Annotated in this window: 14 protein-coding genes; 8 read left to right on the plus strand and 6 right to left on the minus strand. The window is 70.2% G+C overall.

Annotated elements, in window-relative coordinates; translation table 11 throughout:
* Positions 1-98: 98 nt before the first annotated feature.
* Together IH68_RS0101850 and IH68_RS0101855 are read left to right on the plus strand one after the other, a co-directional pair.
* Positions 99-1,517 carry a basic amino acid/polyamine antiporter gene (locus tag IH68_RS0101850; RefSeq protein WP_030927228.1) on the plus strand — a complete coding sequence of 473 codons (1,419 nt, stop codon included), beginning with the start codon at positions 99-101 and terminating at the stop codon, positions 1,515-1,517.
* Between the two features lie 27 nt (positions 1,518-1,544).
* A complete protein-coding gene (locus IH68_RS0101855; protein ID WP_030927230.1) occupies positions 1,545-2,801 on the plus strand; it encodes an arginine deiminase in 1,257 nt (418 codons plus the stop codon).
* A gap of 13 nt (positions 2,802-2,814) precedes the next feature.
* Here IH68_RS0101855 and IH68_RS0101860 read toward each other — a convergent pair whose 3' ends face one another.
* A complete protein-coding gene (locus tag IH68_RS0101860) occupies positions 2,815-3,237 on the minus strand; it encodes a PaaI family thioesterase (protein ID WP_030927231.1) in 423 nt (140 codons plus the stop codon).
* Between the two features lie 79 nt (positions 3,238-3,316).
* Between IH68_RS0101860 and IH68_RS0101865 the strand changes: the two genes are divergently transcribed.
* Entirely contained in the window at positions 3,317-3,742 is a 426-nt protein-coding gene (locus tag IH68_RS0101865) for a MarR family winged helix-turn-helix transcriptional regulator (RefSeq protein WP_030927233.1), read from the plus strand.
* Positions 3,743-3,746: 4 nt separating this feature from the next.
* On the opposite strand, the gene IH68_RS0101870 is transcribed toward IH68_RS0101865, so the two are convergent.
* Positions 3,747-5,333 carry an alpha/beta hydrolase gene (locus tag IH68_RS0101870; protein WP_030927235.1) on the minus strand — a complete coding sequence of 529 codons (1,587 nt, stop codon included), beginning with the start codon at positions 5,331-5,333 and terminating at the stop codon, positions 3,747-3,749.
* Positions 5,334-5,655: 322 nt separating this feature from the next.
* Between IH68_RS0101870 and IH68_RS0101875 the strand changes: the two genes are divergently transcribed.
* Together IH68_RS0101875 and IH68_RS0101880 are read left to right on the plus strand one after the other, a co-directional pair.
* Positions 5,656-6,345 carry a chaplin gene (locus IH68_RS0101875; protein WP_324607657.1) on the plus strand — a complete coding sequence of 230 codons (690 nt, stop codon included), beginning with the start codon at positions 5,656-5,658 and terminating at the stop codon, positions 6,343-6,345.
* A 123-nt stretch (positions 6,346-6,468) separates the two neighbouring features.
* The gene (locus IH68_RS0101880; protein ID WP_030927240.1) at positions 6,469-7,323 is read left to right on the plus strand and encodes a GNAT family N-acetyltransferase; all 855 of its coding nucleotides are present in this window, start codon (positions 6,469-6,471) and stop codon (positions 7,321-7,323) included.
* Here the strand turns inward: IH68_RS0101880 and IH68_RS0101885 are convergent, their stop codons facing one another.
* Entirely contained in the window at positions 7,324-8,052 is a 729-nt protein-coding gene (locus IH68_RS0101885) for a methyltransferase (RefSeq protein ID WP_030927242.1), read from the minus strand.
* Between the two features lie 7 nt (positions 8,053-8,059).
* Entirely contained in the window at positions 8,060-12,355 is a 4,296-nt protein-coding gene (locus IH68_RS0101890) for an aminotransferase class I/II-fold pyridoxal phosphate-dependent enzyme (RefSeq protein ID WP_037884435.1), read from the minus strand.
* A 503-nt stretch (positions 12,356-12,858) separates the two neighbouring features.
* Here IH68_RS0101890 and IH68_RS0101895 point away from each other — a divergent pair.
* Positions 12,859-13,635 (plus strand): GNAT family N-acetyltransferase, encoded by a 777-nt coding sequence (locus IH68_RS0101895; protein WP_030927246.1) that lies wholly within the window; start codon positions 12,859-12,861, stop codon positions 13,633-13,635.
* Positions 13,636-13,692: 57 nt separating this feature from the next.
* Entirely contained in the window at positions 13,693-14,613 is a 921-nt protein-coding gene (locus tag IH68_RS0101900; protein WP_030927248.1) for an NAD-dependent epimerase/dehydratase family protein, read from the plus strand.
* Between the two features lie 513 nt (positions 14,614-15,126).
* On the opposite strand, the gene IH68_RS0101905 is transcribed toward IH68_RS0101900, so the two are convergent.
* Positions 15,127-15,390 (minus strand): GlsB/YeaQ/YmgE family stress response membrane protein, encoded by a 264-nt coding sequence (locus tag IH68_RS0101905; protein ID WP_030927250.1) that lies wholly within the window; start codon positions 15,388-15,390, stop codon positions 15,127-15,129.
* 279 nt (positions 15,391-15,669) lie between these two features.
* Between IH68_RS0101905 and IH68_RS0101910 the strand changes: the two genes are divergently transcribed.
* Complete coding sequence (locus IH68_RS0101910) at positions 15,670-17,118, plus strand: hypothetical protein (RefSeq protein ID WP_030927252.1); 1,449 nt, start codon at positions 15,670-15,672, stop codon at positions 17,116-17,118.
* 39 nt (positions 17,119-17,157) lie between these two features.
* Here IH68_RS0101910 and IH68_RS0101915 read toward each other — a convergent pair whose 3' ends face one another.
* Positions 17,158-19,860: a glycoside hydrolase family 2 protein gene (locus IH68_RS0101915; protein ID WP_030927254.1), complete on the minus strand. Its 2,703-nt coding sequence runs from the start codon at positions 19,858-19,860 to the stop codon at positions 17,158-17,160.
* Positions 19,861-19,913: the final 53 nt, after the last annotated feature.

The raw sequence follows: 19,913 nt of genomic DNA on the forward strand, positions 1-19,913 counted from the left end.
GCAATCGGCATAATTCATTGCTAATCTCGCTCGGGTCGCCGGATGGCGCTCTCCGCATCGCCGGTCCATGTCGATGCCCGACCGTCGCAGGACGTCTCATGACGCAGGTCGAGAAGGAAACCCGGGCCCCGGACGCCGCCAAGCTCGCCCTCCCGACGCTCACCACCATGGTGGTCGGCTCGATGGTCGGAGCCGGCGTCTTCTCCCTCCCGCGCCGCTTCGCGCAGGAGACGGGTGTGGCCGGTGCCCTCATCGCCTGGGCCGTCGCCGGCACCGGCATGCTGATGCTGGCCTTCGTCTTCCAGACGCTCGCGATCCGCAGGCCCGACCTCGACGCGGGCGTGTATGCGTACGCCAAGGCGGGCTTCGGCGAATACCTGGGCTTTTTCTCGGCGTTCGGCTACTGGGCGAGCGCCTGCGTCGGCAACGTGACGTACTGGGTGCTGATCATGTCGACGATCGGAGCGATCGCGCCCGCGCTCGGCGACGGAGACACGGTGCTCGCGGTGGTGCTCTCCTCGATGGGCCTGTGGCTGTTCTTCGCGCTGATCAGCCGCGGAGTCAAGGAGGCGGCGGCGATCAACCGGATCGTCACGGTCGCCAAGGTCGTACCGATCCTGGTCTTCGTCGTCCTCGCGCTCTTCTACCTGAAACCGCATGTTTTCGCCGAGAACTGGGGTGGCGCCGACTACGCCGGATCCCTCTTCCAGCAGGTCAAGGGCACGATGCTGGCCACCGTCTTCGTCTTCCTCGGCGTCGAGGGCGCGAGCGTCTACTCGCGGCACGCCAAACGCCGCGAGGACGTCGGCCGGGCGACCGTCCTGGGCTTCCTGAGCGTTTTCGCCGTCTTCGCGTCGGTGACGATCGTGTCGTACGGCCTGATGCCGATGAGTGAGATCGCCGAGCTGCGCCAGCCCTCCATGGCGGGTGTCCTGGAACACGCGGTGGGCACCTGGGGCAAGGTCTTCGTCAGCGTCGGACTGATCGTCTCCGTGCTCGGCGCCTATCTCGCCTGGACGCTGATGGCCGCGGAGGTGCTGTTCGTCGCCGCCAAGGACGACGACATGCCGCGCTTCCTGAAACGCTCCACGGCGGCCGACGTGCCCGTGCCCGCGCTGGTGATGACCACCCTGCTCAGCCAGCTCGTCCTGGTCGTGACGATGTTCTCGGACGACGCGTTCAACTTCGCCCTCGACCTCACCAGCGCACTGACCCTGATCCCGTTCCTGCTGGCGGCCGCCTTCGCCGTGCGGATCGCCGCGGGCGGACGGGGCGGGGAACTGGCCGTCGCGGTCCTGGCCACGGTCTACACCGCGTTCCTCATCTACGCGGCCGGCCTGAAGTACCTCCTCGTCTCCTTCATCATCTACGCCCCGGCCACCGCCCTGTTCGTCAAGGCCCGCCGGGAGCAGGGCAGACGGCTGTTCTCGCCACGCGAACTCTTCGTGCTCGCCGTCTCGGCCGCCGGCGCCGCGCTCGGCGTCGTCGCTCTGGCGGTGGGCTGGATCAGCCTGTGACCCGCCCGCTCTTCGGAAAGGTGCACCGTGACCAGTCAAGACCCCCGTCCCGCATACGGCGTCCACTCCGAAGTTGGCAGGCTGCGCAAGGTGCTGGTCTGCGCACCCGGGGCGGCACACCGCAGACTCACCCCCACCAACGCCGGCGATCTGCTCTTCGACGACGTGATGTGGGTGGAGAACGCCCAGCGCGACCACGCCGACTTCGTCGACAAACTGCGCGAACGCGGGGTCGAGGTCGTCGAGTTGCACGACCTGCTCGCCCAGACCCTGGCCGTCCCGGGCGCCCGGGACTGGCTCCTGGACCGCAAGATCATCGCCAACGAGGTCGGCATCGGACTCATCGACACCACGCGCGCCTACCTGGAGTCCCTCGAACCCGGGCGGCTGGCCGAGTACCTGATCGGCGGCCTGGCCACCGGCGACCTGCCGGCCGATTACCGCACCGACTACCTCGCACTGGCCCGCGAGTCGACCGGCGTGCGCGAGTACCTGATGCCGCCGCTGCCCAACACCCTCTACACCCGCGACACCACCTGCTGGCTCTACGGCGGCCTCACGCTCAACCCGCTGTACTGGCCCGCCCGGCACGACGAGACCCTGCTGATGAAGGCGATCTACACCTTTCACCCCGACTACGCAGGCTCCACCGTGTGGTGGGGCGATCCCGAACTCGACTGGGGACAGGCGACGTTGGAGGGGGGAGACATCATGCCGGTCGGCGGTGGTGTCGTCCTGATGGGCATGAGCGAGCGCACCTCACGTCAGGCCATCACCCAGGTCGCCAGGGCGCTGTTCGAGCATGGCGCCGCCGAGCACGTTGTCGTCGCAGGCATGCCCAAGCTGCGTTCCGCGATGCACCTCGACACCGTGTTCACCTTCGCCGACCGCGACCTGGTGACCCTGTACCCGGCCATCATGAACGCCGTCCGCACCTTCTCCCTGCGGCCCAGCGACAAGGCACCCGGCCTCGACGTCACCGACGAGGGACAGACGCCCTTCGTCGACGTCGTCGCCAAGGCGCTCGGCCTGCCGAAGCTGCGGATCGTGGAGACCGGTGGCGACGTGTACGCATCCGAGCGCCAGCAGTGGGACAGCGGCAACAACGCGGTCGCCCTGGAGCCCGGCGTGGTCTTCACCTACGACCGCAACACCCAGACCAACACGCTGCTGCGCAGGGCAGGCATCGAGGTCATCACCATCGTGGGCGCGGAACTGGGGCGCGGACGAGGCGGCGGGCACTGCATGACATGCCCGATCGTGCGGGATCCCGTCGAGTTCTGACCTGGCTTCCGGCCTAGCGCTTCGCAGTGTTCGGTTCGATCACCGCGATGTTTCCCTGCGCCGCGGCGCACAGGGTCTGTACCCCGGCGGCATCGATCGTGATCAGGTCGCAGCGGGTGACGATACGGGTGCGGCCCGCCCGTACCACGTGCCCGTGTGCGCGCAGGATCTCGCCGGTGGCGGGGCGCAGGTAGTCGATGGTGAACCCGGACGTGATCAGTCCCGCCCCCACGACTGTCCCCGCGGCGAGCGTCAACGTGTTGTCGGCCGCGTAGGAGAGCACCCCGCCGTGCACGAAGCCGTACTGCTGGAGCAGGTCCTCGCGGATGTCCAGCTCGAGGGTGGCCTCGCCGTCCCCGAACGCGGTCACCCGGGCGCCCAGCAGCCTGCTGAACGGCTGCTCGGCGAGGGCTTTACGGGCCAGGTCCAGATCCATCGTCCCGCCCACCTCTCCATTTCACTTCACTGGTGAAGTGAGGGTGGCGCGGACCTGCGCCGTCTGTCAACATCGGCCCATGTCCGAGCCTGATCAGCGCCTTTACTTCCTGCTGCAGCGGGCGGCGCACCAGCTGCGCACCACGGTCGACCGCCGCTGCCTGGCCGCCGCCGGCGTCACCACCGCCCAGCTCGGCGCGCTGTTCGCCGTACAGGACCAGCCCGGGCTCACCCAGCAGGAGCTGGCCCGCATCCTCGGCCTGCGGGAATCCGCCGTCACCGCACTCGTCGGACGGCTCACCGCGGCGGGTCTCCTGCTCAAGCAGGCGCACCCCCGTGAACACCGGGCCGTGAGGCTGGAGTTGACCGAGGCCGGCACCGCTGCCCTGCGCGCCGGGCAGCCGGAGGTGGACCGCCTGAACGCGGAACTGCGGGTGCTGCTCGGGGACGACGGGTTCGTACGGACGGCGGGGGCGCTGCAGCAGCTCGCCTTCTGGGAGGGCTGACACGTCAGGTGGCCGGGGTCTCGTCGTCCTCCGGACCGCACGAGCTGCCGGTCGGCGGCAGGCTGCCGTAGAGCAGGAAGTCGTCGACCTTGCCGTGCACGCACTTGGAGGACGCGTAGCCGGTGTGTCCCTCACCCTTGTTGTCGAGCACCACGGCCGAGGAGCCCAGCCGCCTCGCGGTCTCCACGGTCCAGCGGTACGGCGTCGCCGGATCGCCGCGGGTGCCGACGAGCAGCATCTTCGGGGTGTGGACATCGCGCACCTGGTCGCGGATGAAGTCGGTGCCCTTGGGGCGGCCGTAGCACATCAGCAGCTCGGTGAGGCGGTAGCGGCCGAAGACCGGGGAGGCCTGCTCGTACTCGGCGCGCAGCCGGCCGAGATCCTTGACGATCCGGTCGGCGGCGGGGCGATCCGGATCGTCCGCGCAGTTGATCGCCATCAGCGCCGCCGGAAGATTGTCGAGCGGGACGTCGTTCTCGTCGACCAGCCCGCCGCCGGCGTGCTGCCGGAAGGGAAGCGCGGCCCCGCCGGACGAGAAACCCAGCACCCCGCGTGCGTCGCCGTCCTCGACCAGCTGGGCGATGGCGCGCTCCAGCGACGGCCACAGCTCCTTGCTGTAGAGCGCCTGGCCGATCGCACCCACGAGATCCTGCCCGGTGAACTCCTCGCCGAAGTCCGTCGGCAACGGGTCCTTGTCGAGGGAGCCGACGAGCTGGACGACCTGCTGCCGGGCATCGCGCGGGTCCTGGCCGAACGGACAGGCGATGTCCTGGGTGCACCAGGTGATGAAGTCGTCCAGGGCGGTCTGCTGTCCCTCGGCGCCCGCCACTCCCTGCTCGGACATCGGTTCGGTCAGCGTGTCCACTCCGTCGAGGACCAACCGCCCGACGTTCTTGGGGAATTGGGCCGCGTACACGGCGCCGAGCCGGGTTCCGTAGGAGAAACCGAGGTAGTTGAGCCTCTTGTCACCGAGCGCCTCACGCATCACGTCCAGGTCGCGTGAGGCGTTCACCGTGCCGATGTGGGGGAGTACCGGACCCGAATGCTTCGCGCACTCGGTGGCCGCCTTCTCCAACTGCTGCAGCACGGACCGCGGATTCTTGCTGTCCGCGATCCCGTCGGCCGCGGCTGCGGCCTCCTCGGAGCCGTCGCCGCAGCTGACCGGCGAGGACCTTCCGACACCGCGCGGGTCGAAGGTCACCACGTCGTAGCCGTTGGTGAGGCCCATGAAATCGTCGCCGCCGGACGCGAGTTCGCTGACACCCCCCGCGCCGGGGCCGCCGAAGTTCAGCAGCACCGAACCCCGCTTCTTGCCCGTCGCCCGGTAGCGGGCGAGGGCCAGGTCGAGCGTGCCCGCCTTGGGCCTGGCGTAGTCGAGGGGGACGGTGACCTTTGCGCACTGAAGATCCTTGGGCATGTCGTCGCCCTTGCACCCGGACCAGGTGATCTTCTGCCGGTAGAACCGCGACAGGTCGGGCCCGGTGCCGTCCGAGGCCGCCGTGGGCAGCCCTGCGGCCAGCAGGGCCAGACCTACGGCTCCGGTGACGGTGAAGCGTCGGACAGCGGGCCGCGTTGATTGCTTGACCAGCATCAATGCCTCCCGGGGCGCCCGCCGGGGACCGGGAGAACGGCGCCCTCGATCACGATAAGCGGAGGCCGCAGGGCGCGCCTCCGGGCGAGCGGGTACGCGCGGGACGCCTTACCCTCCGCTCCTTCGCTGCGGATGCGGCGGGTTTGCTGCCGGTTCGACAACCCGCGCCACTCAATGGGGTGAAAGGTGAATAAGCCATAACCCGGACGGTTCCTCGGCGTTTTATCCGGTGCGGGTGAGTGCCCGCTACTCCGGCTCGGGTATGTGCCCGCGGCCATGTCTGGAAGGCAGGGAACCTATGAGAAGGGTTACCCGAAACGGTGTGATCGCCGTCGCCGCTGCCTCGGGAGCGATGGCGTTGACGGTTCCGGCGTACGCCGTGGCCGGGGCGGACGGTGCGACCGCCGGCTCGCCCGGTGCGACCTCCGGCAACACCGCCCAGCTCCCGGCCCACGTTCCGGCGAACGTGTGCGGGAACACCGCGAACGTGGCGGGGTTCCTCAACCCGGCCGCGGGCAGCAGCTGCAGCAACAAGGGCGCGGCCGGCAAGCGTGCGGCCGACGACGGCGCAGCCCACGGCAGCAGCGAGGACTCGCCGGGCGTGCTCTCCGGCGACACCGCCCAGCTCCCGGTCCACCTCCCGGTGAATGCCGACGGGAACACGGGGAACGTGGTCGGCGCCGACGACGCGGCCGCCGACGACGAGTCCACGAACAACTCCGGCGGTCACGCCTGCTCCTGCAGCGAGCCGACGCCGGAGCCGATCGTCCCGTCCGAGGCGCCTCCGCAGCCTGTGAAGGTCCCGGCGAAGGTTCATCCGAAGCCTGTGGCCGTCCCGCCCAAGGCGCATACCCGGTCGGTGCCCGCCCAGCACGCCGCCCCACGCAAGGCGCCGGCCGCCCTCGCCCATACCGGCACCGACCAGACACTGCCCGCCGCCCTGGCGAGTGCCGCGCTGGTGCTGGGTGGGGCCGCCCTCCGCCGGCGCTTCCGTCCAGGACCCGGGCGCTGACCTCGCCCTGGCAACGGCTCAAACCCACCGTGACGCGCCCCGCAAGATCCGCAAGGATGCTGCGGGGCGCGGTCGATCATCGCGCCCCTTGTCCGCCGTACCACCACGGAATGGAGCGCACGCATGACCTCCGCTGCCCTCGAAGACCTCGTCGTCACCCAGGCCGGATCCGAGGACTGGCCGGTGATCAGCGGATGGGCCGCGGACGAGGGGTGGAACCCGGGAGCGGCCGACGAAGCGGCGTTCTTCGCGCAGGACCCCGACGGCTTCTTCCTCGGCCGGATCGACGGCGAACCGGTGTCGGCGATCTCCGTGGTCAACTACGGCCCCGACTACGCCTTCCTCGGCTGCTACCTCGTCCGGCCCGACCTGCGCGGCCGCGGCCACGGCCTCACCACCTGGAAGACCGCGCTGGCCCACGCGGGCAGCCGCACCATCGGTCTCGACGGTGTGGTGGCCCAGCAGGACAACTACCGCCGCTCCGGCTTCGAACTCGCCCACCGCACCGTCCGGTTCACCGGAACCGCGCCCGCGGCGAAGACCCCGGCCGGCGTGCACCCCGTGCAGGAGACCGATCTCGCCGACCTCACCGCCTACGACAGCGCCTGCTACCCGGCCGACCGCCCCCGTTTCCTGGCCCACTGGCTCACCGGCACCGGACACCGCGCCCTCGTGCGCCGCACCGACGGCCGCGTCACCGGCTACGGGGTGATCCGCCCCGGTCACGACTCGCTCCGTATCGGCCCGCTCTTCGCCGACACCTCTGAGGACGCGCATGCCCTCTTCACCGCCCTGACCGCCGAGGCGGCCGGAAGCGAGGTCGCCGTGGACGTCCCTGAGACGAACGCGCCGGGCATCGCCCTGGCCGAACAGGCCGGCTTCACCCCCTCCTTCGAGACGGCCCGCATGTACACGGGCCCGGTCCGCCCCTACGCCCAGCACCGCGTCTTCGGCGTCACGACCCTGGAACTCGGCTAACTAACGCGCCACCGCCGTGAGCAGCACCATCCCCGAGTCCCCGTAGTCCGGCAAAGTCGGGTCTGTGTCGATGTGGCTGACGGACAGGTCGCGGGTCATGGGGGTGAACACCCGGGTGACGATGTCCGGGTCCACCGGGCAGCCCGGCCAGCGCGACACCGGGCCGATGCGGTAGGTGGGCATGTTCTCCATGAAGGCGGCCACCAGGTGCCCGCCGGGGACCACGCAGCGGACGAAGGCGCGGCAGAAGTCCGTGAATTCCGCGTAGTCCTCGGTGGCGCCCTCGGCGACGAAGTGCATGGACGCCAGCTCGTACCCGGCGGGCTCCAGCTCCCTGACGTCCGCGTGGACGACGTTGACGTGCGCGAGCGCCCCGGCCAGCGTGGCCGGCAGGTCGGGGTTGAGGCGTCGGCACAACGCGTGGAAGGGCATCCAGCTGGCGTCCGGACCGCACTGGATCTGGCGTTCCAGGTAGTCGATGTTGCCCGCACCCGCATCGACGGCCTCGATCCGGCGGCTCGCGGCGGCAGCGAGGATCAGGGGATACAGGTTGGGTCCGGCCCCGAACTCCACCGAGCGCTGGACGGAGCCCGGCGCGAAGCGGTGGTAGAACGCCGAGTGGTGGGTGATGACCGCCGCGTCGGAGGGGTGCAGGTCGCGGTAGTTCTCCGCGAGGTAGTCCGCGACCGGCCAACGGTCCCAGTCGACGTCGTCGTTGTGCGTCTTCATGGCCGTCTCAGACCTTCGCCCTCAGCGGGAACCGCGCGGCCAGCCGGGTCAGGGTGCCGTTCAGCCGCTCGATGTCCTCGTCCGAGTTCAGTGCAGTGATCTGGATCCGGAAGCCCACCCGGTCCCGCGGCACCAGCGGATAGGCGGCCAGCGTCACGTAGATGCCCTCCTCCCACAGGAACGCGCCCACCGCGTCGAGGTCGTCCGCGTTCGCCAGCGGGATCTCGATGATCGGCAGGCGGTGCGTGTTCAGCGTCCTGACGTCCAGCCCGTCGAGATGATCCAGCACCCGCGAAGTCCTGCGGTACAACTCGGCGCGCAGGACGTCCCCGCGGCGGTCGTTGACGTCCAGTCCGGCCAGCGCCGTGGCCAGGGAGGCCGTGGGGGAGGGGCCCGAGTACAGATAGGGCCCCGCGGCCGTCTTCAGCCGGTTCTTCAGCTCGGTGGGCAGGGCGAGGAAGGCGAGCAGCGACGAGTACGCCTTGGAGAAACCGGCGGCCAGGACGATCCCGTCGTACGACTCGCCGGAGTGCCGCACCACACCGTTGCCGCGAGAGCCGTAGGGACACAGCTCCTCCGGGCCGCGTTCCCCGATCACCCCGAACCCGTGTGCGTCGTCCACGTAGAGCGTCGCACCCCCGGCGCGGCAGACCGCGGCCAGCGTGGGCAGATCGGGGACGTTGCCGGTCATGCTGTTCACGCCGTCCAGGCACACCAGCCGCGGCAGGCCCGCGGGCACCGAGGCCAGCAGGTTCTCCAGTTCGTCGGGGCGTTCGGCGTGGAAGCGGTGCAGGGTGGCGCCCTGACCTCGGGCCACCACGCAGCCGTCGTACACCGTCTTGTGCGCCGTCGACTCCACGAACACATGGCCGCCCTCGGCCAGCACCGGGATCGCCGAGGCGTGGATCAGGGTCAGCGTCGGCAGCAACAGCGTGTCCGAAGCGCCCAGCAGGTCCGCAAGCCGTGCCTCGATCTCCGGGTACAGGCGGGGGCTGCCCAGAAGCCGCGACCAGCTGGGGTGGGTGCCCCAGCGCCGCAGGGCGGGCTCCACCGACTCGATGATCTCCGGGTCCCAGTCGAAGCCGAGGTAGTTGCAGGACGCGAAGTCGACCAGCCAGTGGCCACGGCTGCGGATGTGCCGGCCCCGCACCTCGTCCAGCACCGCGTCGCTCATCGGGCTGGTGCGCCGCAAGTGCTCGAGGTCCGCCCACAGCGCCGCCCGCCGCTCCCGGGACGCGGGCCGTGCCGCCGGCACGGCCACCGCCTTGGGCGCACCGTTGCCGGGCGCGTAGCAGCGTCCCTCGCTCTCTCGCAGCACACGCTCGCTCTGCTCCACCGTCATCGGCTTGGCGAACAGAAAGCCCTGCCCGAACCGGCACCCCATGCCGGCCAGCAGATCGCGCTGCGCCGCGTCCTCGATCCCCTCGGCGATCACCTGCAGGCCCAGGGTGTCGGCGATCCGCACGATGCCCTCGACGAGCGCGACCTGCTGTGCGTCGCGGGTGATGTCGTCGATGAACGTCTTGTCGATCTTCAGCGCGTCGATGGGGAAGTCCCGCAGATAACGCAGCGAGGAGAAGCCCGTTCCGAAATCGTCGACCGCGATGTGCACGCCCATTTCCTTCAGGGAGCGCAGCACCGACTGGATCTGGGTGTCGCGGTGCAGCAGCACCGTCTCGGTCAGCTCCAGCTGCAGCGAACCGGGGGCGAGGCCCGGCGTGCGCAGCGCCTGGCCGACCTGGTCCAGGAAGCCCACGTCGCGGAACTGGCGGGCGGACACGTTCACGCTGACGTACGGCGGGCCGAAGGGGACGGGCAGCTGCTGCAGTCCCACGATGTCGCTGACCGCGTTCTCCAGGACCCACGCCCCCAGCATCGCGATGTGCCCGGTCTCCTCGGCCAGTGTGATGAACTGCTCCGTTGTGACGGGCCGGTGCGGTGCCTTCGGCCAGCGCACCAGCGCCTCGAAGCCGACGACCTCGCCCTCGGTGATGTCCACGACCGGCTGGTAGCGCAGGGCGAACTCGTGGCCGACGACCGCCTGGGCGAGCCGGCTCTGCAGGTCGTGCCGCTCGACCATGCGGGTGTGCAGCAGCGGCTGGAAGCGCCGCCACTGCCGCTTGCCGGCCGACTTCGCCGCGTACAGCGCGAGGTCTGCGTGGCTGAGCAGCTCCTCCGCGTCCGTGCTGTCGCGGGCCGTGGCCACCCCCACGCTGGCGGAGACCGTCACCGACTCGTCCGCGAGGGCGAACGGCCTGGTCAGCGTCTGGATCACCTGCGCCGCCAGCAGTTCCGCGTCGAGCGGTTCGCGGGCGTCCTCCATCAGGACGGCGAACTCGTCGCCGCCCAGCCGGGCCGCGGTGTCGGTGCGCCGCAGCGTCTTGGAGAGGCGGTCGCCGACGGCGATCAGCAGGTGGTCGCCCGCCGAGTGCCCGAGCGTGTCGTTGACCAGCTTGAAGTCGTCAAGGTCGATGAAGAGCAGACAGGTCATGGACGACTCGCGGCGGCCGCGCAGCAGGGCGCGTTCGATCCGCTCGAGCAGCAGGGTGCGGTTGGGCAGGCCGGTCAGCGAGTCGTGGAAGGCCCGCTGGGTCAGCTCGTGCGCCAGCCGGCGCTGCTCGGTCACATCGCGCAGGGTGACGACGAGCCCGGCCACGGTCCGCTCGTCCCGGAAGTCGCTGCACCGCACCTCCACCTCGACGCGGCCCGCCAGGTGGCGCACCCACCAGTGGTCGTGGGTGGCCCGCGGCCCGGTCTCCCGCACGGCTGTCAGCTCCCGCGCGGCACGGTGCCGGTCCCGTGGGTCGACCAGGTCGGGCAGCGATTCCCCGACCACGTCGTTGGTGCCGAAGACGGTCGACGCCGAGGGGCTGGCGTACCGGATGGTGTTGTCGTCCTCGACGATGAGGATGACGTCCGAGGTGTTGCGCACCAGCGTGCGGAAGTACGCCTCGCTCTCCCTGCGGACGATCTCCTGGCGCAGGGCGATGCGCTCCATGGCCAGCCCCGCGTGCGAGGCCAGGATCTCCAACGAGCCCCGCGTCTCGGCGAGCGCCTCGGCCGGCCCCGCGACCAGCAGGACGCCCGGGACGTCTCCGTACGGGCGGTCGGGCGGGATCATGAGGCAGACCAGGACGGGCGCTGCGTCGTCCAGCGCGGTGCCGGTGTCCGCACTCAGTTCGCGGGCGTGCACGATCTGCGCGTGATACGGGACCAGATCCGGCGCGCGTTCGGCGGGCAGCAGCAGGGTCCGGTGGCCGACCATCGTGCCCAGGAGCCGGTCGACGGCGGCCTCGCAGGACCGTGCGACCTCCTGCTGCCGGACCGCCGAGACCAGCGAGGCGGCCGCCCTGCGCAGGGCCAGTTCCCGCGTCACCGCCTTGCGGTGGGCCACCACCATCCCCGACAGCCGCATTATCACCAGCAGGAAGAGCACACCGGAGAACGCGGCGATCACGGCCGCGTCGTGGGCAGAGCGGGTCAGCCCCTCGTAGAGCAGGATTCCCGGCGCGATGAGCGTGACCAGGGCGAGCATCAGCAGCCGCCGCGCCGGCGGCAGCAGGGAGCCCTGCTGGGGCAGGGCGGCGGTCAGCTGCACCATGTCCGGGTGGAGTGCGGCCTGGCCCCAGGCGGTGTAGAAGACGATCCAGCCGGCATCCAGCCCCGTGCCCGTCTGCCAGGTGTCGTTGAGCTGCAGCATCCCGTAGGCGATGTCGAAGCCGAGCAATGTCACCGTCCCGACGACCAGGTACTGCACCGACCGGTTGTGCCGGTCGACCGGATTCGGTGCCAGCAGCCGGGCCAGCAGGGCCAGGACCAGGACGTCGCCGAGCGGGTAGGCGATGCTGATGGCCCGCTGCTGCCAGGTCAGCCCCTGCACCGTGGTGAGCGGCTGCGCCAGGTACACCCACACGGGCAGCGCCAGACCCGCGGTGATGATCAGCGCGTCGAGCAGGCTCGGCAGGTCGTGGCCCGCCCAGCGGTATCGGACCAGGCCGGACAGCCCGACGGCGAAAAGCGGATATGTGCTCAGGTAGGCGGCGTCCGAGGGGGAGGGGAACGGGTTGGAGGCGTGGAAGTACTCCTCCACGACGTTGTAGTAGGTGTCGCCCGCGATGAAGGTGAGCAGTGCGGCGGCGAGTACCCACCACGGCCAGCGGTGGGCGGGCCGGTTGACGTGGCTGCCGATGAGCACGGCGGCGGTGCCGGAGAGGCCGATGAGGGCCCACACGGGGGCGCGCGCGGCGGGCACCGACAGGTACACGGCCGTGGCGGCGGCCACTAGCGCTATATGTGCGGCCATCAGCCGCTTTGCCGGCAGCAAGGGCAAGCGCCTCCCCCGTTGGAGGGGACCGGGCCATCCACCTGTTCTGGTCGTGCTGGCTTTCTAGATCGTAGGCACTGCGGCCGGACGGCTGCATCTCGGGAGCGGAGGTCCATGCCCATGCCCGGCGCGACGGGTTGACCGGCAGGGTTCGCAACGGCGGAGCGGACACCCCGAACTTGATCGGCCACGACGCCAGTTGCTGCGGCGACGCCAAGGGACACGGTCCCGTCCTGGGTCCGCCCAGACCGACTGCGGCGCGCCCGCGATCCAGGACGTCCTGCAGATCCGCGGGCTGCTGGACCCTGGCCTGACCACGGCCATGACCCGGGCGATCCTGCCCTGCCCGGCCCGGCCCGGCCCGGCCCGGACGGGATCCTGCTGCGCGCGGAGTGCCCGACCCCCGGACCGCCGCGCTCCTGCAAGGCCTCGCGGACCGTAAAACTGTTGCCGCAGCCGCCTCCGGATGCTGGAGTGAGCACATGGATCATGCCGGGGTGCTCGCCCTCTTCGACCGTGACATGCGCGAAGGCGCCCAGCCCGACGGGCCCGATACACGCGTGGAGCGGGTCGGCAGCGTGGTCCGCCAGGTCTCCTCGGCCCGCGGCTGGAACGGCGTGGTCTGGTCCGACCTGGACGAGACGGGTGCCGACGCGGCGATCGCCGAGCAGATCGCGTACTTCTCCGGGCTGGGCCGCGAGTTCGAGTGGAAGCTGTACGGGCACGACCGGCCGGTGGATCTGGGACAGCGGCTCAGGGCGGCCGGATTCGAGCCCGAGCCCGAGGAGACGCTGATGATCGCCGAGGTGGCCGGCCTCGACCTCGACGCCGAGCCGCCCGAGGGCATCCGTCTGCTGCCGGTGACCGACGCGGCGGGCATCAACCTGGTGGCGGACGTGCACGAGAAGGCCTTCGGCACCGACGGCTCCCGCCTGCGCCACCAGTTGCTGGCCCAGCTCACCGAGGAACCGGACACAGTCCTCGCCACCGTCGCCCTCTCCGGTGACGAGCCGGTGAGTTCGGCCCGTTTGGAACTCGTGCCCGGCACCCGGTTCGCCGGCCTGTGGGGCGGCGGCACCGTCGAGGCCTGGCGTGGCCGGGGCATCTACCGCGCCCTGGTCGCCCACCGGGCCCGCGTCGCCGCGGAGCGCGGCTACCGCTACCTCCAGGTCGACGCCTCCAGCCAGAGCCGCCCCATTCTCGAACGGCTGGGCTTCGAGGCCCTGACCACGACGACGCCCTACACCTACGTGCCGTAGCAGGGGTCGCATCCACCGCGATGTCACATCCGCGGCCGCCCGATCCGTCGCACGGTCATGACGACGAACCAGAAGAAGCAGAACATCCTCCTCGCCGGAGCCAGCGGCATCCTCGGCGGTCACGTCACCCGCGCCCTGACCGAGGCCGGCCACAAGGTCACCGGCCTCGGCCGGGGGCCGGCGAACGGCGTCCGGGCCGACCTCATGGATCGCGACGCGCTGCTGCGCGCCGTGGACGGACAGCACTTCGACACCGTCATCCACGCCGCGACAGCCCTGCGCAAGGCGCCCATGCGCCACCGCGACATGCATGCCACCGACGCGCTGCGCATCGCCGGCACCGCCCACCTCGTGGAGGCGGCGCAGGCCACCGGCGCCGACCGCTTCGTGAGCGAGTCGATGGTCTTCGGCTACGGCTACGGGGACTTCGGCGAGCACGTGATCACCGAGGACGACCCGTTCGGCCCGCGTGGCACCACGGCGGAACTGGAACGGCACGTCGAGGGTATGCGCATCAAGGAGCAACTCACCTTCGAGGCAGCCGGGTTGGCGGGCATCTCGCTGCGCTTCGGCCTGTTCTACGGCCCCGGCGGCACCGACGCCATCCTGCCCATGCTGCGCAAGCGGCAGCTGCCCGCCCCCGACGACCACGGCCGGGTCCTGCCGTGGATCGAACTCACCGACGCGGCACGCGCGGTGGTCGCCGCTGTCGAACGCGGCCGAGCCGGCCAGGCGTACAACATCGCGGACCGCACCCCGCTCGGTTTCCGGGCCCATGTCCTGTGCGTGGCCGAGCAGTTCGGACTGCCCAGGCCGATGACGGTGCCGCGGTGGTTCACGAAGCCGATGTCGTACGCGCACACGATGTTCCTGACCAGCATGCGCGTGTCGTCGGCGAAGGCGGAGCAGGAACTCGGCTGGACGCCCCGCTACCCGTCCAGCCGCGAAGGACTCGCCGCGCTGGCGGCCCGCCGGTGAATTCCAACCGGGGCCGTTCGGACCCTTGTGCAGGGCCGAACGGCCCCGTCTCACGGGCCACTCCGGCTGGAAACCTCGTGAGAGGAATCAGCCGCCCCGGGGACAGCCTCCCGACGTGCCCGACTCTCCCGCTGAGGGTGCTCGGTCGAGGCGGCAGGCCCGCCGATTGCCGAGGGGAGCCGCGTCGACGGGCCTGACTCCGGGCCCTCCCGCTGCCCGACACGACGCTAATTGGCCGGGAGAGGATGCGGAACGCGCAATTCGGCTGCCTTCCGCGCGCCGCCGAGCAGCACCGACCGCAGCCGGGCCCCCTGTCGTTTGGATCAGGTCGGCTGTAGGAATCGGTGCGTTGCCGCCGCCCTGAGCGGGTCATGGGGGTCTCCCACGCCCTTAAGGCAGTGGGGGAGTGCGTGCCAGACCCCGCGACGCCGCGCTGATCCAAACGAGAGGGCCTAGGCGCGCAGCGCCCCCGCCCGGGCTCGAAACGGTCGGTGCGTCACCGTGGTTGTCGGGTCAGCGGCGTGCCCTCGACCGGTCCAGGGCGGCGACGCCGAGCGCGGCGAGGCCGATCTGGATGAGCCACTCGATCCAGTCGATGCCCTTGGTGTCGGCCACGTCGAAGGCATTGGCGATCGCCGATCCGATCAACGCGGCCACGATGCCGACGAGGATCGTCAGCACGATGCCGATGTGCTGTCGCCCCGGGACGACCAGCCGGCCGAGCACACCGATGACGATGCCGATCACGATGGCACTGATGATGCCTGAGATCTCCATCTCCACCCCTCTTTGTCAAGGCCCCCGCACTATCCGGATGCCCCCTGCCGCGAGGGACAGTCCGTTCCGCTTCAACCACGGGTCAACGCCGGGTCAATCTCCGTCCGATGGGCCCGGCGACTTCTGTTCAGCTCCACTTCTGCCATGTACGGTTCAACCGATCGGCCGCCCGCCAGTCGTGCGGCCCAATGTCTACGCGCGCAGATTCCCTGTGTCTACGCGCGTAGGTCCGGCCCCGCACCGCCCGCTCTTCCCCAACCCCACACGGAGGTACGCCGGATGCTCGGACTCACCAGATCCCGCCGAAGACTCACCACCGCGCTTGCCGCGTTCGGCCTGCTCACCGCGGCGGCCGCCGCCCAGGTCACCGTCGTGGCCACGCCCGCCCACGCGGCCACCACGCACCGCATCCTGTTCGACGACGGCCACGCCGAGGAGGCCGGCAACGCCGACTGGATCATCTCCACCAGCAAGCCCGACCCGCTGGGCGAGGACTCGTCCCCGTCCTCCGAGACCGACTGGACGGGCGCACTGTCCTCCTGGGGCGTGGCCCTGCAGAAGACCGGCAGCTACAGCCTCAAGACCGCCACCAGCGCCCTCACCTACGGTGGCTCGTCCTCCACCGACCTTTCGAACTTCGACACCCTCGTCCTGCCGGAGCCCAACACCCTCTTCACCACCGCCGAGAAGACGGCGATCATGACCTTCGTCAAGAACGGCGGCGGACTGTTCATGATCTCCGACCACACCGGAGCGGACCGCAACAACGACGGTGAGGACGCGGTCGAGATCCTCAACGACCTGATGACCAACAACAGCGTCGACTCGACCGACCCGTTCGGCTTCTCCATCGACTCGCTGAACATCAGCTCCGACCACCCGTCCGCCATCAGCGACAGCACCAACCCCGTACTGCACGGCTCGTTCGGCACCGTCACCAAGAGCCTCATCGCCAACGGCACCACCGCCACCCTCAAGCCCTCCGACAACTCCGCCGTCAAGGGCCTGCTCTACCGCACGGGTTACTCCGGCGACACCGGCGCCTTCTTCCTCACCAGCACCTTCGGCAGCGGACGGGTCGCCTTCTGGGGCGACAGCTCGCCGATCGACGACGGCACCGGCCAGTCGGGCAACACCCTCTACGACGGCTGGAACGACACCAGCGCCACCAACGCAGCCCTCGCCCTCAACGCCACCGCCTGGCTCGCCGGGGACGGCAGCAGCAGCGGGGGCGGCGGTGGCGGCTCCGGGACCTGCACCGCCGCCCAGCTCCTCGGCAACAACGGCTTCGAGTCGGGCAACACCACCTGGAGCGCCTCCAGCGGCGTCATCACCAACTCCAGCAGCGAGTCGGCCCGTACGGGCTCGTACTACGCCTGGCTGGACGGCTACGGCACCGCCACCACCGACACGCTGTCCCAGTCGGTGACCATCCCGTCCGGCTGCACCACCGCCGCGCTCAGTTTCTATCTGCACGTCGACACGGCGGAGACCAGTACCAGCACGGCGTACGACACGCTCAAGGTCCAGGTGCTCAACAGCTCGGGGACCGTGCTGGGCACTCTGGCGACGTATTCGAACCTGAACGCCGCCAGCGGCTACACCCAGCGCAGCTTCAGTCTGGCGAGCTACGCGGGCCAGACCGTCACCCTCAAGTTCACCGGCACCGAGGGCTCCACGCTGCAGACGTCCTTCGTCATCGACGACACGGCGCTCAACGTCAGCTGACGCCCGTGGGGCCCGGCTCCCGCGCCGGGCCCCGCACGGTCATGCGGCCGGGACCGTCCGCTCCGGCGTGTTCCACCCGGAGACCCGCACCCGCGGCACCGACCCGTGCAGATCCGCCGTCCGGTAGGTGGCGGTCAACGTGACCGTCTCGCCCGGCCAGAGCCCGACCTCGTTGTCCGACCACTCGACGGGCAGCACCGGTTTGCCCTGCGCGTCCACGAGATGGACGTCGGTGAACAGCGCCGGTGTCTTCCCACTGCCGGTGTTGCGCACGGTCACGGTCGTCGTCGCCGTCTCGCCCGACGCATCCGTCGACGCCGTCGCCGACACCGGCACCTGCGCCATGGCACTCAGGCCCTTGAGGTCGGCGTAGCTCGTCGTCGGCGTGTAGTACCAGTCGGTGTGGGACCAGTCGAGGGTGTCGGGCCTGGTGGACAGCCAGTACACGTTCCGGCTGACCTCCTTGCCGGAGGAGTCGCTCAGCGTCAGACGCACCAGATACGTGCTCGCCAGCCCGGTCAACGACGCCGGCAGGGTGAGTGCGGTGCTGTGCGCGCCGTCCCCGCTCACCTTCACCCCGGTGACGGTCCTGTCGTACTTCTGCGTGCCGTCGGGGTTGAACAGCGTGGCCCGGACGGTGAGCCCGGAGGCGGCCGAGTGCCGGTTGTCGACGACGACCACCGAGCGGTCGTCGTAGGAGTACTGGACGTGCAGCGGCTCGTTCGCCTTCCTGGCCCCGAAGTAGGCGCCGCCCTGGTCGAGGTAACGGTCCATCAGCTGCCAGTGCAGCGAGGTCCAGCCGCTGTTGAACATCCAGTACACGACACCGGTCGACGGCTTCGACGAGTCGGTGGCGTTGCGCTCGTACGCCTCGAACTGGGCGCGGACGTTCTCGTACTGGGCGAGCTGCGCCTTGCGAACGTAGTCGGCCAGGCTCGCCGGGGCGCCGTAGCGGCCGGTGAGGGCGTCGTCGTAGAGCTTGAGGGTGCCGAAGGTCGACGACGGGGAGCGGTGGTACTGCTTGGCGTTCGGGTTCTTCCACAGGGTGTCGAGTTCGGCCGGGCTCATCATGCGGCGCAGGGTGTCGAGCGTGGGGATGTCGGGGCCCGCGCTGGTCTCGGAGTTGAAGCCGGTGGCGCCGCCCTCACGTTTGGCGTACCAGTAGTCCGGCGGGATCCAGTCGTAGGGGCCGGTCATCTTCATGCCCGAACTGCCCAGCTGCGGTGAGGAGTTGGCGGAGGCGGCGGCGACCACCGGGACCGGCCAGTCGGCGGCCTCGAGGGCGTCGAGGTAGTTCTTCTCGATCGTGGCGTCGGGTGCGAAGTCGCTGCCGATGAGGAAGGAGATCACGCTGGGGTGGTCGCGCAGCCGGGCGGCCTCGGCGGCCATCGACGCCTTGGCGACCGGATAGTCCGCGGCGGTCCACTTGTCGCCGGACTCGCCGCCGTTGACCTGGCCCTCCCACTTGTCGCAGCACTCCCAGCCGGGCAGCGTGAGGATGCCGTAGCGGTCGGCGAGGTCGAAGAACTCGTCCGGTTCCAGGTGGCCTTCGAGGCGGATGGTGTTCAGACCGAGGTCGAGGGCGTACTTCAGCCGGTCCTCGACGTACGTCCGGTCCCAGCGCAGGAACTCGTCGGGCGACCAGCCGCCGCCCTTGACCAGCAACCTGCGGCCGTTGAAGCGGTACTGGCGGGCACCGTCGGAGTTCAGGGGTGCCTGCACGTCGCGGATGCCGAAGGTCTGCTGCGCGGTGTCCGAGACGGTGCCGGAGACGGACGCGGTGAGCTTCAGCTCGTACAGGGGTTGTCCGCCCATGCCGGCCGGCCACCACACCTTCGGCGAGGTCAGGTGGAGGCCGGGGACGTCGGACGGGGCGAAGCTGACGGTCCTCGTCTCGTGTGCGGCCAGCGTGAGGGTCTTCTCGAAGGTCGTCGTGCCGATGCTGCCGGAGACCGTGGTGGTCGCCGGCGCACCGGAGTCGTTGCGGGCCTGCGCCTTCACCGTCAGGTCGGCCGAGGCGAGCGAGGGCACGTCCAGCCTGGTGACCACGTGCGCATCGCGCAGGGCGATCGGGCCGCCGCGACGGACGAGGACGTCGCGGACGATGCCCATGTTCTCGTCGGGCGGCGGCTGGAGCCAGTCGATCCAGCCCATGGTCAGGTTCTTGTCCGGGTCGTTGGGCTGGATGCGGAAGGCGACCGTGTTCGAGCCCGCGTGGACTAGTGAGGTGACGTCCAGCTCATGGTGGGTGTACGCGCCGGTGACGTCCTTCGCCGTGGCGACCCGGTCGCCGTTGACGTAGACGTCGGCTGCCGAGATCACGCCGCTGAAGTCGAGGTAGGTGCGCTCGGAGGTGTCGGCGACCGTGAAGTCCGAGCGGTACCACCAGGGGACCTGGAAGTCGGCCTTGGGGATCTTCTGCTGGTTCGTCGAGTGGAACGGGTCCGCGTACACGCCGTTCGCAAGCAGGGCTGCCAGGACGGTGGAACGTGAACCTGTCGGGTACCAGCCGGCCGTCGGGTAGCCGGGAGAGGAGATCTCGGCCGGAGGGTCGGAGACCTTGGCCGTCGACTGGATCGTGTAGCCCGCCAACGCGGTCGAACTGCCCGGCGCGGAGGAGACGCGGGTGCCCCGGTCCGGTGGGGCGGCCCTATGGGCATGGGGCCCGGCCCAGGCGCTGGTCGTCAGGGAACCCAACAGACCCAGGACTACGGCGGCCGTGGCGAGACGGTGTCTGTTCACGGAGTCTCCAGCCCCTTCGTAAAGTTAGGAAACTTTACTAACTGCGGTCACGC

The organism is Streptomyces sp. NRRL S-646 (assembly GCF_000720765.1).
GTDB lineage: Bacteria > Actinomycetota > Actinomycetes > Streptomycetales > Streptomycetaceae > Streptomyces.

Bases quoted from the DNA above. Each gene is read 5' to 3' on its own strand.
- IH68_RS0101850 (WP_030927228.1), top strand. From the start codon at position 99: ATGACGCAGGTCGAGAAGGAAACCCGGGCCCCGGACGCCGCCAAGCTC.
- IH68_RS0101860 (WP_030927231.1), bottom strand. From the start codon at position 3,237: ATGGATCTGGACCTGGCCCGTAAAGCCCTCGCCGAGCAGCCGTTCAGC.
- IH68_RS0101865 (WP_030927233.1), top strand. From the start codon at position 3,317: ATGTCCGAGCCTGATCAGCGCCTTTACTTCCTGCTGCAGCGGGCGGCG.
- IH68_RS0101870 (WP_030927235.1), bottom strand. From the start codon at position 5,333: ATGCTGGTCAAGCAATCAACGCGGCCCGCTGTCCGACGCTTCACCGTC.
- IH68_RS0101880 (WP_030927240.1), top strand. From the start codon at position 6,469: ATGACCTCCGCTGCCCTCGAAGACCTCGTCGTCACCCAGGCCGGATCC.
- IH68_RS0101885 (WP_030927242.1), bottom strand. From the start codon at position 8,052: ATGAAGACGCACAACGACGACGTCGACTGGGACCGTTGGCCGGTCGCG.
- IH68_RS0101890 (WP_037884435.1), bottom strand. From the start codon at position 12,355: ATGGCCGCACATATAGCGCTAGTGGCCGCCGCCACGGCCGTGTACCTG.
- IH68_RS0101895 (WP_030927246.1), top strand. From the start codon at position 12,859: ATGGATCATGCCGGGGTGCTCGCCCTCTTCGACCGTGACATGCGCGAA.
- IH68_RS0101900 (WP_030927248.1), top strand. From the start codon at position 13,693: ATGACGACGAACCAGAAGAAGCAGAACATCCTCCTCGCCGGAGCCAGC.
- IH68_RS0101905 (WP_030927250.1), bottom strand. From the start codon at position 15,390: ATGGAGATCTCAGGCATCATCAGTGCCATCGTGATCGGCATCGTCATC.
- IH68_RS0101910 (WP_030927252.1), top strand. From the start codon at position 15,670: ATGCTCGGACTCACCAGATCCCGCCGAAGACTCACCACCGCGCTTGCC.